Origin of the sequence: Streptococcus equinus (assembly GCF_049393735.1) — a bacterium.
Taxonomy (GTDB): Bacteria; Bacillota; Bacilli; order Lactobacillales; family Streptococcaceae; genus Streptococcus; species Streptococcus equinus_G.
In genome coordinates, this window is the sequence record NZ_CP185946.1 from 1,169,758 (window position 1) to 1,187,611 (window position 17,854).

A 17,854-nucleotide genomic window follows, 5' to 3' on the forward strand; every position below is an offset into this window, starting at 1 on the left:
AAAGAAAGCTTGGAACAATAGTTCCAAGCTTTTTGTATGTCTTAAAATCTTATCATATTATAGGAAGAAAACTTTCTATTCTCACCAAAATTCACGTAAGAAATCGTCTTCCAACCGTTCACGATAAAAGAGTTCGTTAAGGTCATCTTCTTCAAAGACACGAAGTAAATTAAGCATATCATAGGCTAAATCTAAATTAGGCAAATCCTTTCTGGCTACCCATTTGATTTCACCTTCTTCAGTTGAGTGAATCTCACCCTCAAAATCAGAAGCGCGATACAAGAAAACAAGGTAACGCTCGTCTTCTTTTGTGTACCAATGTTTCATTCCAACGAGTTGCGGATTTTTAATGGTTAAACCAGTTTCTTCCTTAACTTCACGAATCACAGACTCCACGAGCCCCTCGTGAGCTTCAATGTGACCTCCAGGAAGGGCGTATCCTGACCAAGAATAACGTTTTGGGTCACGAACCTGCATAACGACATTTCCATTTTCGTCTTCAATTAAGCACATATTCGTTAAAATCACACTTTGTGCACGAGACATTTTTAAAATTCTCCTCCCCTAATCCATCGCTTTTAATTCTAATACCATATCACGCAATTGAGCAGCGAGTTCGAAATCAAGCATTTCTGCAGCTTCATGCATTTGTTTTTGAAGTTTCTTAATAGCTTCTTTGCGTTCAGCTTTATTCATGCTGCTGTAATCTGGTGTATCTTCAGCAACGTCTGTATCATTTGCTTTAGAAATCGAAATCAAATCGCGAATATCTTTCTTGATTGTTTGCGGAACAATGCCATGTTCTTCATTGTAACGCATTTGAATTTCACGACGACGTGCCGTTTCATCCATAGCTTTTTGCATAGATTCAGTAATCTTATCAGCATACATAATAACGTGTCCTTCGCTATTACGAGCTGCACGACCGATCGTTTGAATCAGACCTCGTTCATTTCGAAGGAAACCTTCTTTATCCGCATCAAGGATGGCAACTAAGCTAACTTCTGGTACGTCAATCCCTTCACGAAGCAAGTTAATCCCAATCAAGACATCAAACACTCCCAAACGCAAGTCGCGAATAATCTCCGTACGTTCCAAAGTCTTGATGTCTGAGTGCATGTATTTGACTTTGACCCCCATTTCCTTGAGGTAATCTGTCAAATCTTCTGCCATTTTCTTAGTAAGTGTTGTAATAAAGGTACGCTCACCTTTTTCAACACGAGCATTGATTTCACCAAGCAGATCATCCATTTGACCCATAGTTGGACGAACCTCAACTTCTGGGTCAAGCAGACCTGTCGGACGAATGATTTGTTCGACGATTGTGTCTGTTTGCTCAAGTTCATAATCACCTGGTGTCGCTGATACGTAGACAATCTGATGAACATGGCTTTCAAACTCCTCACGACGAAGTGGACGGTTATCAAGAGCACTTGGAAGACGGAAACCATAGTTAACCAACATTTCCTTACGAGAGCGGTCGCCGTTATACATTCCCTTAATTTGCCCCATCGTCATGTGACTTTCATCAACCATAATAAGAAAATCTTCTGGAAAGAAATCAAGAAGCGTGAAAGGTGGTTCACCTTCTGAACGTCCATCCATGTGACGAGAATAGTTTTCGACACCATTTGTATACCCCATTTCACGTAGCATTTCCACATCATACTCTGTACGTTGGCGAATACGCTGCGCTTCAATGAGTTTACCTTCCTCTTCGAACTTCTTAACCTGTTCTTCCATTTCTTCCAAAATATTCTTGATGGCATGCTCCATATGCTCTTCATTAGTCATAAAGTGAGTGGCAGGGAAAATAGCCAAATGTTCTACCTCACCAAGAACCTTACCAGTCAAGCTTTCAATTTCTCGGATGCGGTCGATTTCATCACCGAAAAATTCAACACGAAAGGCGTGTTCGTCTCGACTAGCTGGGAAGATTTCAACAACGTCTCCTCGAACACGGAAACGTCCACGCTGAAAATCAATATCATTTCGTTCAAATTGAATATCAACCAAGTCATTTAACAATTGGTCACGTGAGATTTCTTGACCTGGACGAAGGCTGACAACACTATCTGCATATTCTTTTGGTGAACCCAAACCATAAATACATGACACAGAAGCTACCACGATAACGTCATTGCGCTCTAGCAAAGCCGAAGTTGCCGAGTGACGGAGTTTATCAATCTCATCATTGACCGAGCTATCTTTCTCAATATAAGTATCACTAGATGGTACATAAGCTTCTGGTTGGTAGTAATCATAGTATGATACAAAATATTCAACCGCATTATCTGGGAAAAATTCTTTGAACTCCCCGTAGAGCTGTCCTGCCAGAGTTTTATTGTGAGCAATGACCAGCGTAGGCTTATTGACCTTAGCAATAACCTGACTCATCGTGTAAGTCTTACCAGTACCCGTTGCCCCAAGAAGAATCTGAGCTTTTTCTCCACCCTCAATATTATCAACCAAAGTCTCAATCGCCTGCGGCTGATCTCCGGATGGTTCGTATTTTGAAACAAGTTTAAATTGATTATCTTCTATTCTATCTATCATATCTTTCCTCGAGCTGTAATTTAATACCTACATTTTAACACAAATATAGGTAAATTACTCTTACTAGGTCCTAAATCCGCCATGTCATGACATTCCATGTTAGGTTTTCTAACACGGGCAAGAAATCTAAGTTGCCTTGGCACTGTTATTTTGATATAATTAAACCAATCTATACAAAAGGAGACTAACATGAAGCACAAATTGAAAGCTATTATGCTAGCTATGATTTCTGCAATCTTTGTGTTTGGTGCAAATGCGCAAGCTGATACAATTAGTATTGTATCTGACACTGCTTATGCCCCATTCGAATTCAAAGATTCAGATCAAGTTTATAAAGGTATTGACGTTGACATTATTAATGAAGTCGCAAATCGAGAGGGTTGGGACGTCGAGATGACTTTCCCTGGTTTCGATGCTGCCGTTAATGCTGTCCAAGCTGGTCAAGCCGACGCTCTTATGGCTGGTACAACAGTTACTGAAGCTCGTAAAAAAGTCTTCACATTCTCAGATACTTATTACGATACCGCTGTCGTTGTCTACACTCGTAGCGATGCTAAAGTGACAAACTATAAACAACTTTCAGGAAAAACTGTTGGTGTTAAAAATGGTACCGCAGCTCAAAGCTTCCTAAAAGAAAATCAAAAAAAATACAACTATAAAATCAAAACATTTGATACAAGCGATTTGATGAACAACAGCCTTGATGCTGGTTCTATCTATGCTGCTATGGATGACCAACCAGTTGTCCAATATGCTATTAACCAAGGTAAAGACTACGCTATCAATATTGATGGTGAAAAAGTTGGTAGCTTTGCATTCGCCGTTAAAAAAGGTAGCAAATACGAATACCTTATCGACGAATTCAACGAAGCCTTTGATGCTATGAAAGAAGATGGTACTTATGATGCTATCATGGCAAAATGGCTTGGTAACTCTGAAGACTCAGCTGACAAATCAACTGTTGTCACATCAGATAGCTTAAAACTTTCTGGTGATGCATCAGCAAAAGCAACACCTGTAAAATCAACTTACAAAATCGTCATGGATTCTTCATTTGCGCCATTTGAGTACCAAAATGACTCAGGCAAATACGAAGGAATCGACGTTGACTTAATCAAAGCAATCGCAAAACAACAAGGTTTCAATATTGAACTTTCAAATCCTGGTTTTGATGCTGCACTTAATGCTGTTCAAGCCGGTCAAGCAGATGCTGTTATTGCTGGTATGTCAATCACAGATGCTCGTAAAGAAATTTTCGACTTCTCTGACCCATACTACACTTCAAATATTTTGCTTGCTGTTAAAAAAGGAAGCTCTGTAAAAGCATATGAAGATTTGAATGGTAAGACTGTTGGTGCTAAAAACGGTACTGCTTCATACACATGGTTGTCAGAACACGCTGACCAGTATGGTTACTCACTTCGTGCATTTGATGAAGCATCTACAATGTACGATAGTTTGAACTCTGGTTCAATTGACGCTCTTATGGATGACGAAGCAGTCCTTCGTTACGCTATCAAACAAGGTCGTAAATTCGAAACACCAATCGATGGTGAAAAATCTGGTGAATATGGATTTGCCGTTAATAAAGGTGCAAACCCAGAATTGCTTGAAATGTTCAACAACGGTCTTGCTGCTCTTGTAAAATCAGGTAAATACGATAAAATCGTAAGCAAATACCTAGGAACATCTGATAACAAGCAATCATCTTCAAGTGTTGATGAAACAACAATTTGGGGATTGATTAAAAACAACTACTCTCAATTGCTAACAGGTCTTGGAACAACTCTTAGCCTTACACTTATCTCATTTGCTATCGCTATGGTTATTGGTATCATCTTTGGTATGATGGCAGTTGCTCCAAACAAAGTTCTTCGTACAATCTCAGCAATCTTTGTTGACGTCGTACGTGGTATTCCATTGATGATTGTTGCTGCATTCATCTTCTGGGGAATTCCAAACCTCATTGAATCAATGACAGGACACCAAAGCCCAATCAATGACTTCCTTGCTGCTACTATTGCTCTTTCATTGAACGCTGGTGCTTATATCGCTGAAATCGTTCGCGGTGGTATTGAAGCTGTTCCAAAAGGACAAATGGAAGCAAGTCGAAGCCTTGGTATCTCATACGGTAAGACAATGAAAAAAGTTATCTTGCCACAAGCAGTTCGTGTAATGTTACCAAACTTCATCAACCAATTTGTTATCTCACTTAAAGATACAACAATCGTATCTGCAATTGGTCTTGTTGAACTCTTCCAAACTGGTAAAATCATTATCGCACGTAACTACCAATCATTCCGTATGTACGCTATCTTAGCAGTAATCTACCTTGTAATGATCACCCTTTTGACTCGTTTGGCAAAACGTCTAGAAAAGAGGCTTAAATAATGGCAGAATTAAAAATTGATGTACAAGATTTGCATAAATCTTATGGAGATAATGAAGTCTTAAAAGGAATTACAACACAATTCCACGAAGGTGATGTTGTCTGCATCATTGGACCTTCTGGTTCTGGTAAATCAACTTTCCTTCGTACACTTAACCTTCTTGAAACAATCACAAGCGGTAAAGTTGTTGTAGATGGATATGAACTTTCTGACCCAGCTACTGATGTTGATAAAGTTCGCGAAAACATTGGTATGGTATTCCAACACTTCAACCTCTTCCCACACATGACAGTCCTTGAAAACATTACTTTTGCTCCAATCGAACTTGGAAAACAAAGTAAAGAAGAAGCTGAAAAACATGCGATGGAACTTCTTGAAAAAGTTGGTCTTGCTGATAAACGCGACGCCAAACCAGATAGCTTATCTGGTGGTCAAAAACAACGTGTTGCCATCGCTCGCAGCTTGGCTATGAATCCTGATGTCATGCTTTTTGATGAACCAACTTCTGCACTTGACCCAGAAATGGTCGGTGACGTTCTTGGGGTTATGAAAGACTTGGCAGAACAAGGCATGACAATGTTGATTGTTACTCACGAAATGGGATTTGCCCGTAAAGTAGCTAACCGTGTTATCTTTACAGACGGTGGACGTTTTATCGAAGATGGAACACCAGAACAAATCTTTGATAACCCACAACACCCACGTCTAAAAGACTTCTTAAACAAAGTATTAAACGTTTAATAACGAAAAGCCAGGTGCTCAGCACCTCGGCTTTTTTGTTACAAAAATATTGTTCCTTCTCTGCCAAAATTTTGACTTTCATATTTGCTTTTGTTAGACTTAAGTTAGGTTGTTTAGACAAACTACAAGTCAAAAAATCTATCAGACTTGGCTTTTACCTCACTTATCTTTATAAGATTTGTCATAAGCGAGATAATCTTATCTATTCGTAGCAAATCCAAATAACTACTCATCTGTGATACTCAGTAGATTTTCTACTGTTTTAATATAAGGAGGACTTTGATATGTCTAAGTATGCAGGCACTCAAACTGAAAAAAACTTGCAAGCTGCGTTCGCTGGAGAATCTGAAGCTCGCAACAAGTACACTTTTTTTGCTTCAAGAGCTAAAAAAGATGGTCTCGAACAAATTGCCGACCTTTTCTTAAAGACAGCTAACAACGAAAAAGAGCACGCCAAAATGTGGTACAAAGAATTGTATGGTATCGGTGATACTTCTGAAAATCTTGAAACTGCTGCTGACGGTGAAAACTACGAATGGACTGACATGTACGTCCAATTCGCTAAAACAGCTGAAGAAGAAGGTTTCCCTCAATTAGCGAAAAAATTCTTGATGGTTGCAGAAATCGAAAAACATCACGAAGATCGTTATCGTGCTCTTTTGAAAAACATCGAAACTTCTCAAGTCTTTGAAAAGAGTGAAGTTAAAATTTGGGAATGCCGCAACTGCGGACATATCATTGTCGGAACAAAAGCTCCAAAAATTTGTCCAGTATGTGCACACGCTCAATCTTACTTTGAAATTCGAGCTGAAAATTATTAATAAACACAACTTCCAACTTTTTGTTGGAAGTTTTTTATCATATTCTTTGACAAGAATGCTAGTTATCTGCTAAAATTAAGACAAATCTATTAGGAGGACACAGTGCATTGAACAACTAAGAACAAAAATTTTGGTAATCCTTATCAGGTTTTGTTTTTAGTGCACTCTTATACCTTCTTCCATCCCCTACAAGATATTAGCCAATTTTGGGGATATTTTTAGCGTTGACCATAATGAGATACACTCTGCCTGATAAGGTGGAGTGTGTTTTATTGAAAGCGAGGTTTATATGCTAGAAATTTCTCATTTAACCATAACCCATATCAGGGATTATAAGAAAATAATTTGCGATTTAAGCATGATTGTCAAACCAGGTGAAAAATTAGCAATTATCGGAGAAGAAGGAACTGGAAAATCAACTCTACTGAAACTCATACTTTCTCCCTCAAAGATTCACGATTACACAACTGTTGAAGGAGCTATCCAAAATACTTTCAACAAAATTGGATACTTGCCTCAAACTCTGTCAGAACAAAAAAGGCAACAAACTGTTTTAGAATTTTTGTTCAAAAATTCAGAGGATTTATTTGACTACAATGCTTTTTATCAGTCAGCTGCATTGTTAGATTTAGACATAAAAAAATTAGAAGATAATAACTTACCTCTAGGTCACTTATCTGGAGGAGAACGACTAAAACTCCAACTTGCAAAACTAGCTGGTGAAAATCCTGATTTACTTTTACTCGATGAACCTTCTAGTGATCTTGACTTAGAAAGTCAGTTTGCATTACAAAAATTTATCCAAACATCAGATAAAACTATTATATTTATATCTCATGACGAATCTGTCCTAGAAAAAACAGCTACTGCCATTTTACATCTTGAACTCATCAGACATCGACAACTCGCCCGTTCCAACTATTTTCCAGGAAAATATTCAGATTATCTCAAATATCGCAAAAACTCTTATCAAAAACAACACAATTTAGCTAAAAACGCTAAAAAAGCAAAGCAAAAACGGGACGAAAAAATTCACCGACTACACCAAGCAGTTCAATTTAAAGTTAGAAATACACATGATAGCTCAGTTGGCAGGCTTGCAGCTAAAAAAATGAAAAATATCCTTTCACTTGAAAAAAGATACCATAAACAAGATGAGCATTTACCAGATTTTCCAGAAGAAATGGATAATCTGTCACTTTCTTTTAATAACATCGAACCACTTGACAACAAAAAGTGCATTCTATCGTGGAATAACGAAAAATTGCTTACTAATCAGAATATTGATTTAAAAGTTTTTGGAAGAGATAAAATTGTTATTACAGGAAAAAACGGCATAGGTAAAACTTGTTTATTGAAGAAAATTTATGACACATTACAGCAAGATAAAAATTTATCTATCGGTTACATGCCACAGGATTATGATAACTTTTTGCCTAAAGAAATGAGCGCCATAGATTTTTTAAGAGATGTTTCAACCGAGACCGATGCGAGAACAATCTTAGGTAGTTTGCGATTTACTCGTTTTGAAATGGAACACCCTACTAATGAATTATCTGGTGGTCAAAAAGCAAAATTATTTCTAGCTCATATGGCCCTAGCCAAAAATCACATTTTGATTTTGGACGAACCAACCAGACACTTCTCTCCAACTAGCCAGCCTATCGTAAGAAAGCTCTTAGCAGATTTTGATGGATGTATTATAAGTGTCTCTCACGACATAGCCTTTATTCAGGAAGTTCCAAAAATATCCTATTGTTTGAATGAAATTTTTTTAGAAAAGCACTAAAAAAGCCCAGCAAATTGCTGAGCTTAGGCAGGAAAGATGATTAAGACTCTTGGTCTTCAACTTCTCCTGCTTTTTCTTTTGCCAATTTTTCGCGTTCCAAACGGAAACGACGATTTGGATTAAGTGTATTGAAAAGTTCTTCAAGCTTTTCAGCATTCCAAACATCGGCTGCTGATACAAAATTACCATCTTTATCTCTAAAAGATATCGGTTTTTCACCCATAAGAACCTCCAGTTAAATCATTTTACTATCGGAATCAGCCTATCTACTAGCATAAAACTTGCTGTCTTGTCGTTAAGTAGCTAAGCTATCAAGGACAAGTGGCAAATTAATCCACAAATTCGAATTCGAATTTACCGATTCGGACAATATCACCGTCTTTTGCACCGCGTTCACGAAGTGCTTCATCAACACCCATACCACGCAATTGACGGGCAAATTTCATGATAGATTCGTCACGTTCCATGTTAGTCATGACAAAGAGTTTTTCAAGTTTTTCACCTGACAATACCCAAGCAGCATCGTCATCACGTGAAATTTCAAACGGACGTTCATCTGGATCAAATCCATAGTAAACTTCTTCATCAATCATATCATCATCAGAGTAAAGCAAGAATTCGTCAGTCTTATCAAGTAATTCTGCAGTTGCTTCCATAAGATTTTCTAAACCTTGGTGAGCTAAACTTGAAATTGGGAAAATCATTGGCACTTCATCAAAATCATCATAGTTAGCCGCTAATTTCTCCTTGAAGACTTTCAAGTTTTCTTCTGCTTCAGGCATGTCCATTTTGTTAGCAACAATAATTTGTGGACGTTCCATCAAACGAAGGTTGTAGCTTTCAAGCTCTTTGTTGATAGCAAGATAATCTTCATATGGATCACGTCCTTCACTTGCTGACATATCAATAACGTGCAAAATAACACGTGTACGTTCGATGTGACGCAAGAACTGTGTACCAAGACCAACACCTTGCGATGCTCCTTCAATCAAACCTGGAAGGTCAGCCATTGCAAAGCTATCACCAGATTTTGTACGAACCATACCAAGGTTTGGCACGATTGTCGTAAAGTGATAAGCACCAATTTTTGGTTTTGCTGCTGTTACAACACTAAGAAGAGTTGATTTACCAACTGATGGGAAACCTACTAGACCAACATCAGCCAAAATTTTCAATTCAAGTTGAAGGTCACGTTCTTCACCTGGTTCACCATTTTCAGCAATTTCTGGCGCAGGGTTACGTGGTGTTGCAAAACGAATATTACCACGTCCACCACGTCCACCGCGCGCAACAACAAATTCTTGACCATTTTCAACAAGGTCAGTGATGACTTTGCCAGTCTCAGCATCACGAACAGTTGTTCCTTCTGGGACACGAACAATAAGGTCTTCCGCACCACGTCCGTGCATCCCTTTTGTCATCCCTTTTTCACCTGATTTTGCTTTAAAAATGCGGTTATAGCGGAAGTCCATCAAAGTACGAAGCCCTTCGTCAACTTTAAAGATAACTGAGCCACCTTTACCTCCGTCACCGCCCCAAGGACCGCCGTTAGCAACATATTTTTCACGACGGAAGGCAACCATTCCGTCACCGCCGCGACCTGCTTTAACGCTAACCTTGGCAGTATCTAAAAACATACTCATTATTAATTCCTATTCTTTCATTAGTATAAATTTGATTTGTCAAAGCATAAAAAAACGCCTCTTCAGCGTTCTTTAAATAATTGAACCAATAGCAGTCGCAATAAGACCACCTACAGTTACTAGAACCATTAAGATAACAACTACTAAAGTCAGTTTTTCAAACGCTGTTTTTTTACGTGGTCCGTTTTCACCAAATGCCACCTTAATACACCTCGCTCAATTGATTTTATTACTATTATCTTAACATGATTACCTTAAATAAGCAAATAAGTAATGCATAATTTTTACAATTCGACACCAAATTTTTGCAAGCTTTCAAGTTCTTCTTGTGAAAGTCGTCTCCACTCTCCTAGAGACAATTCTTCATCCAATTGAAGCGGCCCCATGCTCAAACGCTGTAAGTCAGTTACTTCCTTTCCGCAAGCTAAAACCATGCGCTTCACTTGGTGAAATTTACCTTCCTTGATTACAATTTCAACCAAAGATGTATTTGTTTTCTCATCAACCTTGATGATATTAAGCTGCGCAGGTTGACATGTGAAATCTTTCAGTTCAATTCCATCTGCAAACGCCTTAACATCTTCATCAGTCATAACGCCAGCAACTTTAGCACGATAGAGCTTATCAACATGCTTTTTCGGAGAGAGCATAGCATGCGCTAACTTGCCGTTATTTGTTAGTAGCAAAAGTCCGTGAGTATCAATATCCAGGCGACCAACAGGAAAAACTTCTTTGTCCCAAGCTGTCTTGTCCAATAAATCTAAAACCGTCTTATGATGGTCATCTTCTGTTGCTGAAATAACCCCTTTAGGCTTATTTAGCATGTAATAAACGAATCTTTCATAAGAAAGATTTTGTCCCTGACAGACGATTTTATCTACCTTTTCATCAATTTGTGTTTTTGGTGAAGTTTCTAATTTTCCATTTACCAAAACTTGTTTTTTCTTCAGCAATTGTTTGACTTCTGTGCGTGAGCCAACTCCTGCTTCAACTAAAAATTTATCTAAACGCATCGTTTTCCTTTATTCTGATTTGATACTTTCATTGTAACATTTTTTAGAGGATAAAAAAACAAGGTCGAGCAAGCTCGAACCTTGTTTTATCACTCTTAAAGCGACTTATTTTTTGTATGCATGTGTGAAGTCTACAGACAAACCTGTTGAATTACGAACAAGTCCTTTAAGGCTAGGATTTTGAAGTGATTTAGTACTACGGAAGTAGATTGGGTTGTAAAGTGCGTTATCGTAAAGTGCTTTTTCAGCAGCTTTATAATCATCAGCAGCAGCTTTTGCATCTAATGCATCAGTAGTGATTGCTTTTTTGTATGCAGCATCGTAATCAGCATTTGAGAATTTACCGTAGTTGTATGATGAACCAGTCGTGAAGAGTCCATAGAATGTTGAACCTTCTGGATAGTCACCACCCCAAAGAACAAGAGCAACATCAAAGTTTTGATTCTTAGTATCTTCAAGACGTTGTTTGAAAGTAACAAATTTTTCTTCAACTTTCAATCCTGGAAGAGCTTCTTCCCAAGTTTGTTTGATGTAGTCAACTGAAGCTTTTGCAACTGGTGCATCTGAGTCAGCTGTGATAGTCAATTTAACTGAGTCTGTACCAAGTTCTGCAAGACCTTCTTTGAAGAGTTTTGCTGCTTCTTTCTTATCATAGCTGTAACCTGGTGATACATATTTAGCCAAGTCTGTTCCATCAGGAAGTTTTTCAAGACCTGTTGGTGCAAGAGCTGTTGCAGCTTTTGAACCAGTATCGATAGCAGCTTTAACGATACCTTCACGGTCAGTTGCCAAGTTAAGGGCTTGACGTACTTTAGTATTGTTCAAAGCTGTAACTGTACCAGTTTGGTTGTAAACCATGTAAGCTGTTGTTGCTTCTGGAACTGTAACTACATCGTCACGGTTTTTGTTTGCTTTAAATGTAGCTTCTGTATTTGAGATGTTTGCTGTATCAAGGTCACCGTCTTTGTACATTTGAACAGCAGTATCAGGTTTCTTGATTGTTTGGACGTTTACTTTCTTAGTTTTAACGTCTTTTGCATCCCAATAGTATTTATTTTTCACAAGTGTGAAGTTACCATTTGTACCATTCCATTTTGAAACAGTGTATGGACCTGAGTACAAAGCTTTATCTGATGTAGTACCATAGTCATCACCTGCTTTTTCAACAAATGCTTTACTTTGTGGCATGAAGTTGGCAAATGATAGAAGACTCATGAATTGTGGAGATGGGTTAGACAAGGTAAAGATAACTTTGTTTCCGTCCGCTTTGACACCAAGTTCATCAATACCTTTTGTACCAGAGATAACATCATCAGCATTCGCTACGTGAGCATCTGATACTAGGTAAGAATATTCTGAAGCAGTTTTTGGATCTACAATACGTTGCCATGTGTAAACAAAATCTTCAGCAGTCAAATCGCTACCGTCAGACCATTTAAGACCATCACGCAATGTAGCTGTGTAAGTCAAACCATCTTCTGAAACATCAACACTTTTAGCCAAATCTGGTTGCAATTTTCCGTCTTTGTCAACACGGAGAAGGTTACTTCCTGAGTTACCAATAGCAATTGATGAGTAAGTATCAGTTACTTTAGAAATATCAAGAGTACTGATTTCAGTTGGTACGAACCAATTGATATCTTTGCTAGCAGATTTTGATGATGAGTTATTTCCACCACATGCTGCTAGCGTAGCAACAGACAACAATGTGACAGCTCCAAGGCCAACACGTTTTAAAGATTTAATCTCCATAATGGATCCTCCTACCATATAACTTTCTTTCGGTATGTAAAGTATTATAACACAATATTTTCTAAAAATACAGAAAATTTGAAAATTAATTAAAATTTCAAAAACATATTTTAGATTAACTTTCGTATCATTTTCTTTTAACTTTATGTAGCGATAGGATGAATTGTCTATTTTTTATAAAAATACGGCATCTTTTATCACATTTGGAGTAGGGTTCCATCTTTCATTTTTAGTAACTATTAGAACTTATATCACTCAAACTATTGACCTTATCAAACTTTATAGCATTGTACAAAACCTAACATCCACTTACATACTTTTATCATTCAGTGGTATAAATATCACATTACACAGAAAAAAAGCAAGGTAAACTTCTGCATAAACCTTGCTTTTTAACATATTTCTAATTTTTATTTTTTATAAGCGTAAGTAAAGTCTACTGTCAAGCCAGTTGAATTACGAACAAGCCCCTTAAGAGATGGATTTTGAAGCCATTTTGTACTACGGAAGTAGATTGGATTGTAATGCGCACCTTCGTAAAGAACTTTTTCTGCAGTCTTATAGTCTTCTGCGGCAGCATCTGTATCTAAAGCATCTTCTGTGAGTGCTTTGTTATAAGCAGTGTCAAATTCGTCACTAGATACTTTACCATAGTTGTATGCTGAAGTTGATGAGAACAAACCATAGAATGTTGACCCTTCTGGATAATCTCCACCCCAAGAAACTAGCGCTACATCAAAGTTTTGGTTTTTAGTATCCTCAAGACGTTGTTTGAAGGTTACAAATTTTTCTTCAATCTTCAATCCTGGAAGAGCTTCTTCCCAGCTTTGTTTGATGTAATCAACAGCTGCTTTTGTCACTGCATCATCAGAGTCTGCAGTTACTGTCAATTTCACTGAATCTGTACCAAGTTCTGCAAGACCTTCTTTAAACAACTTAGCTGCTTCTTTTTCATTGTATTTATAACCTGGTTCAACATATTTTGAAAGGTCAGTACCATCAGTTAATTTTGCAAGACCTGGTGTGGCAAGTGCTGTCGCTGGTTTTGAACCAGTATCAATAGCAGCTTCTACGACTCCTTGACGGTCTGTTGCCAAGTTAAGTGCTTGACGAATTTTTTCGTTAGCAAGGGAAGCAACTGAACCTGTTTCGTTGTAAACGATGTAAGTCATACGAGCTTCTGGAACTGTAACTACTTCTTTGTTACTCTTGTTTGCTTTATAGATAGATGAAGTTGCTGAGATATTCGCAGTGTCGAGCTCGCCATTTTTATACATTTGGACTGCAGTATCTGCTTTTTTGATTGCTTGAAGATTGACTTTTTCAGTCTTAACATTCTTAGCATCCCAATAGTATTTATTTTTCACTAAAGTAAAGCTACCGTCACTTCCGTTCCAACCTTTAATCGTATATGGTCCAGAATAGATTTGATCTTTAGAGGTTGTGGCATATTTATCGCCTTCTTTTTCAACAAATGCTTTTTTCTGTGGCATAAAGTTAGAAAAAGCTAGATAGTACTTAAATTGTGGGCATGGACTTGTAAGCGTAAAGGTAATTTTATTGCCTTCAGCTTTAACACCAAGTTGACTCAAATCAGAGATTTCACCAGCATTAATCTTATCAGCATTTTCAAGATGTGATTCAACTGCTAAGTAAGCATACTCTGAAGCTGTCTTTGGATCAACAATACGTTGCCATGTGTAAACAAAATCATCCGCAGTCAAGTCACTGCCGTCAGACCATTTCAAACCGTCACGCAAAGTCGCTGTGTAAGTCAATCCGTCCTCAGAAACTTCGACACTTTTAGCCAAATCTGGTTTTGGTTCGCCTTTTTTATCTACACGAAGAAGGTTACTTGATGAGTTTCCAATTGCTAATGAAGAATATTGGTCAGTATTTTTTGAAATATCCAACGTCAAAATCTCAGTCGGTGTGTACCAATTAATCTCGTTTTTATTAGCTGCAGTTTTATTTTCGCCCCCACACGCAGCCAATAAAGCAACTGAAGCCAAGCTTACTGCTCCAAGTCCAACACGTTTTAAAGTAGACTTATTATCCATAAAAGTTTCCTCCTACCATAAACTTTCTTTCGATATGTTTGGTATTATAGCACACTATTTTCTAAAAATACAGAATATTTTTAAAATTAACGAAAGTTATTTTCCCCATTTTCAATAAAATCAAAAAAATCCAGCAGAAAATTCTGCTAGATTTCTCTTTATTCGATATTAAACTTTTTCAAATCATAGATTGTCAACCGACCATCTGCTTTAGTATCAAATGAAATTGTTTGTTTCAATGAATCGCTAAACACCCTAGATGTCATTGTATAACGACCACCATTGATGAAAATTTCTAGCGATGTCGTATCAGAAAAGACTTGCAATTGGCTAACTTTATCTAGAGCAATGTTTCGCTGTGTACGGCCAAAACCCGATTCTCCCATTTTTAGTGACAGCATTGACCCGTCAAATGTTAAAACAACGTCGTCTCTTAATCGAAGAGAAAAACTTTCTGTAGGGTTGCTAAATGAAGCATTCAATTCAAAACTGCAATTTTCTGTTTGCCATTGCTTAAATTCTGAGATTTGAGTTTGAAACTCGTTTTTTCTTAGCTTTTCAAATTCCTTCAAAGGTCTTTGATAAACAGCACCATTTTGAAAAACTAGCTCTCTTGGCATCGTCAAGGCATGTCGCCAGTTATATTTTACAGTTGGATCTTCTTGGTATTCTGACTCCATTGGCAAGCCCATCCACGCCATCAAAATTCTTCTACCACTTTCATCTTCAAAAGTCTGCACTGCGTAAAAATCAAAACCATAATCAAACTCTTCAAATTTGCCTACAGCATAATCGCCGTGATTCTCATCTACCAAAAAATAACCACTCTGAAAAACATTTTGGTATCTTGTCTCTTCTTTTTCAAGCCCTTGAGGTGAAACTGATAGGACGAGTTGATTGTTCAGTTTAAATAAATCTGGACATTCCCACATAAAGCCAAATTTTTCACTTGTCTGTATGCGTGTCACATAGTGCCAGTGTGACAAATCAGCAGAATGATAAACTAGAGCACATCCTTTACCTTCAACACTTCTTGCCCCTAAAACCATGACATAGTTCTCACCATCTTTTGAAATTTTGGGATCTCTGACGTGTGTTGTCATGTCATCTGGATAATCACTATTTGCTAAAACGAGTGCTTTATCAGTAAAATGATAGCCATCATCACTCATTAAATGAATGGTATTTTGCTCACGTCCATTTAAGACATAATCATAATTACCATCTAGCAGTTTGACATTTCCAGTGTAAAAATAATGAATAACTCCATCTTTGACAATTGCTGAACCGCTGTAAGCACCATCGCGATCAAGTCTGTTATCCGCAAAAACAAAAGGCTCTTCTTCTTTGTAAGTAATCCAATCTTTTGTAGTATAATGCCCCCAAGATTTTATTCCCCAACCAGCATCAAAAGGAGTATATTGAAAATAAATATGATTAATACCATTTTTTTCAACTAAACCATTTGGATCATTAAGCCATCCAGTCGGTGCCATCAAGTGATAATTTAAACGATTAAAATCTGAATTAACAACTCGCCACATGCCATTATGGATTTGGCAATCTTTCACGTATTCTTCTTTCGTATACATGTTTCCTCCAATAATCTAGCCTCCCTAAACAATATAAGGAGGCTTTGATTTATATTTTTAATTTTCTTCCTTGAAGAATGGTTTTAAGATAATTGTAGCTGCTAGCCCAACTCCAAAGCCAATTAAATGGGCAATAATATAATTTAAATAACCATTGTGAGCAGGGTCACAAATAGCAATACCTGGTACAACTGTTGTACCAAAGCCAAGGGCTGTTAATTTTGCAAAGTAAACATAAGCACCTGCAACTGCTCCACCAATACATCCTGCAATTAGTGGGTAACGATAGCGAAGGTTAACACCGAAAATAGCTGGTTCACTAATACCAAACAATGTTGACGCAAAACTTGGCAAGCAAAGTTCACGAGCTTTAGTATCTTTCCAATGAGTAATCAAATAACCAATAACTGCACCAGATTGTCCAATCAAAGCAACTGACATCAATGGGTTGATGAAATTATGTTTTGTATCAGCAAGCAATTGTGCTTCTGCTGCACCAATAATGTGGTGAAGACCTGTAATAACCAATAATTGTTGTACACCAGCAAATAAAGCATACCCAACAAATCCTAGATTTTCAGCAGACCAAACCAATCCACTTGTCAAACCGTGTGAAAGAATACGACCTACAGGTCCTACAATCGTAAACAAGAGCAATGTTGAAAGGAAAACGGTCAACAATGGGGCAAGCAAGAGCTTAATAGAATTTGGAACGACCTTATTGAAGTAAATATCAAGTTTAGCAACAACAAAACCAATCATCAATGCTACTAAAATACCACCTTGGAAGCCAACCATTTCAATCGGCAAACCAAATAAGTGAATCACTTCAACATCAACTGTTCCAGATGCAGCTGAATAGGCATTTGCAAGTGATGAGTCAAGCATGATTGCTCCGACAACCATACCTAAAACAGGATTACCACCGTAACGTTTTACGGCTGAATAACAAACTACCATCGGCAAAATGGCAAAAATACCTGATGAAGCTAAACTTGCTAATCTGTTAATGGCATATAGTGTTTCATTTTCTTTAACGATTGGGTAATTACTAAGAACACCTGTAATCCCCATCAAAAGTGCTGCCGCAAGGATTGCTGGAATAATTGCAACAAAAACGTCAGATAAAGATTTGATAACTGCTTGAACAGGATTTGCTTTTTTGGCACTTTCTTGTTTAAGCTCATTTAGAGTCATATCTGCAATACCGACATATTTTGAAAAAAAATCGTAAACATCGTTAACAAGTCCAGGTCCAAAAATCAACTGGATTTGGTCACCTGCAACAAAAGCTCCTTTAACAAGATCAACGTTTTCAAGTTTCTTAAGATCAGCTAAACTATTATCTTTTAAAACAATTCTCAAGCGAGTTGCACAGTGAGCAACACCTGAAATATTTCCTCTACCGCCAACGTACTTTTCAATATCCTGACTAATTTTCTTTAAGTCTGCCATAATGTCTCCTTTTTGTTTTTTTTGGAACCGGTTCCCTCTTCT

14 protein-coding genes are annotated in these 17,854 nt (G+C 37.5%); 4 read left to right on the top strand and 10 right to left on the bottom strand.

The genetic code is table 11. The annotated features are described in order from the left end of the window. Window positions 1–81: 81 nt before the first annotated feature. Both ACNTMY_RS05835 and uvrB read right to left on the bottom strand, forming a co-directional pair. Window positions 82–546 carry an 8-oxo-dGTP diphosphatase gene (locus ACNTMY_RS05835; RefSeq protein ID WP_423215738.1) on the bottom strand — a complete coding sequence of 155 codons (465 nt, stop codon included), beginning with the start codon at window positions 544–546 and terminating at the stop codon, window positions 82–84. 18 nt (window positions 547–564) lie between these two features. Continuing rightward, window positions 565–2,556 carry an excinuclease ABC subunit UvrB gene (gene uvrB / locus ACNTMY_RS05840; protein ID WP_423215739.1) on the bottom strand — a complete coding sequence of 664 codons (1,992 nt, stop codon included), beginning with the start codon at window positions 2,554–2,556 and terminating at the stop codon, window positions 565–567. Between the two features lie 189 nt (window positions 2,557–2,745). Here uvrB and ACNTMY_RS05845 point away from each other — a divergent pair, with 189 nt between their 5' ends. The 4 genes from ACNTMY_RS05845 (at window position 2,746) to ACNTMY_RS05860 (ending at window position 8,297) form a co-directional block, all read left to right on the top strand. Then, complete coding sequence (locus ACNTMY_RS05845) at window positions 2,746–4,947, top strand: ABC transporter substrate-binding protein/permease (RefSeq protein WP_423215740.1); 2,202 nt, start codon at window positions 2,746–2,748, stop codon at window positions 4,945–4,947. Then, entirely contained in the window at window positions 4,947–5,687 is a 741-nt protein-coding gene (locus ACNTMY_RS05850) for an amino acid ABC transporter ATP-binding protein (RefSeq protein ID WP_033152938.1), read from the top strand. The genes ACNTMY_RS05845 and ACNTMY_RS05850 overlap by 1 nt, the downstream gene beginning before the upstream one ends. Before the next feature lie 284 nt (window positions 5,688–5,971). Further along, entirely contained in the window at window positions 5,972–6,508 is a 537-nt protein-coding gene (gene rbr, locus ACNTMY_RS05855; protein ID WP_423215741.1) for a rubrerythrin, read from the top strand. A gap of 289 nt (window positions 6,509–6,797) precedes the next feature. Further along, the gene (locus ACNTMY_RS05860; protein ID WP_423215742.1) at window positions 6,798–8,297 is read left to right on the top strand and encodes an ATP-binding cassette domain-containing protein; all 1,500 of its coding nucleotides are present in this window, start codon (window positions 6,798–6,800) and stop codon (window positions 8,295–8,297) included. Between the two features lie 40 nt (window positions 8,298–8,337). Here the strand turns inward: ACNTMY_RS05860 and ACNTMY_RS05865 are convergent, their stop codons facing one another. The 8 genes from ACNTMY_RS05865 to ACNTMY_RS05900 form a co-directional block, all read right to left on the bottom strand. Then, on the bottom strand, window positions 8,338–8,520 hold the full coding sequence (locus ACNTMY_RS05865) for a hypothetical protein (protein WP_039696655.1): 183 nt from the start codon (window positions 8,518–8,520) through the stop codon (window positions 8,338–8,340). A 106-nt stretch (window positions 8,521–8,626) separates the two neighbouring features. Further along, window positions 8,627–9,940: a GTPase ObgE gene (obgE, locus tag ACNTMY_RS05870; protein ID WP_021142623.1), complete on the bottom strand. Its 1,314-nt coding sequence runs from the start codon at window positions 9,938–9,940 to the stop codon at window positions 8,627–8,629. A gap of 72 nt (window positions 9,941–10,012) precedes the next feature. Then, the gene (locus tag ACNTMY_RS05875) at window positions 10,013–10,141 is read right to left on the bottom strand and encodes a DUF4044 domain-containing protein (protein WP_003065505.1); all 129 of its coding nucleotides are present in this window, start codon (window positions 10,139–10,141) and stop codon (window positions 10,013–10,015) included. Between the two features lie 83 nt (window positions 10,142–10,224). Then, entirely contained in the window at window positions 10,225–10,953 is a 729-nt protein-coding gene (locus ACNTMY_RS05880) for a pseudouridine synthase (RefSeq protein ID WP_423215743.1), read from the bottom strand. Window positions 10,954–11,058: 105 nt separating this feature from the next. Further along, complete coding sequence (locus ACNTMY_RS05885; protein WP_423215744.1) at window positions 11,059–12,705, bottom strand: peptide ABC transporter substrate-binding protein; 1,647 nt, start codon at window positions 12,703–12,705, stop codon at window positions 11,059–11,061. 410 nt (window positions 12,706–13,115) lie between these two features. Then, window positions 13,116–14,765 carry a peptide ABC transporter substrate-binding protein gene (locus ACNTMY_RS05890; RefSeq protein ID WP_423215745.1) on the bottom strand — a complete coding sequence of 550 codons (1,650 nt, stop codon included), beginning with the start codon at window positions 14,763–14,765 and terminating at the stop codon, window positions 13,116–13,118. A 158-nt stretch (window positions 14,766–14,923) separates the two neighbouring features. Then, entirely contained in the window at window positions 14,924–16,357 is a 1,434-nt protein-coding gene (locus tag ACNTMY_RS05895) for a glycoside hydrolase family 32 protein (protein ID WP_423215746.1), read from the bottom strand. Between the two features lie 57 nt (window positions 16,358–16,414). After that, entirely contained in the window at window positions 16,415–17,812 is a 1,398-nt protein-coding gene (locus ACNTMY_RS05900; protein WP_423215747.1) for a PTS transporter subunit EIIC, read from the bottom strand. Between the last annotated feature and the right edge of the window lie 42 nt (window positions 17,813–17,854).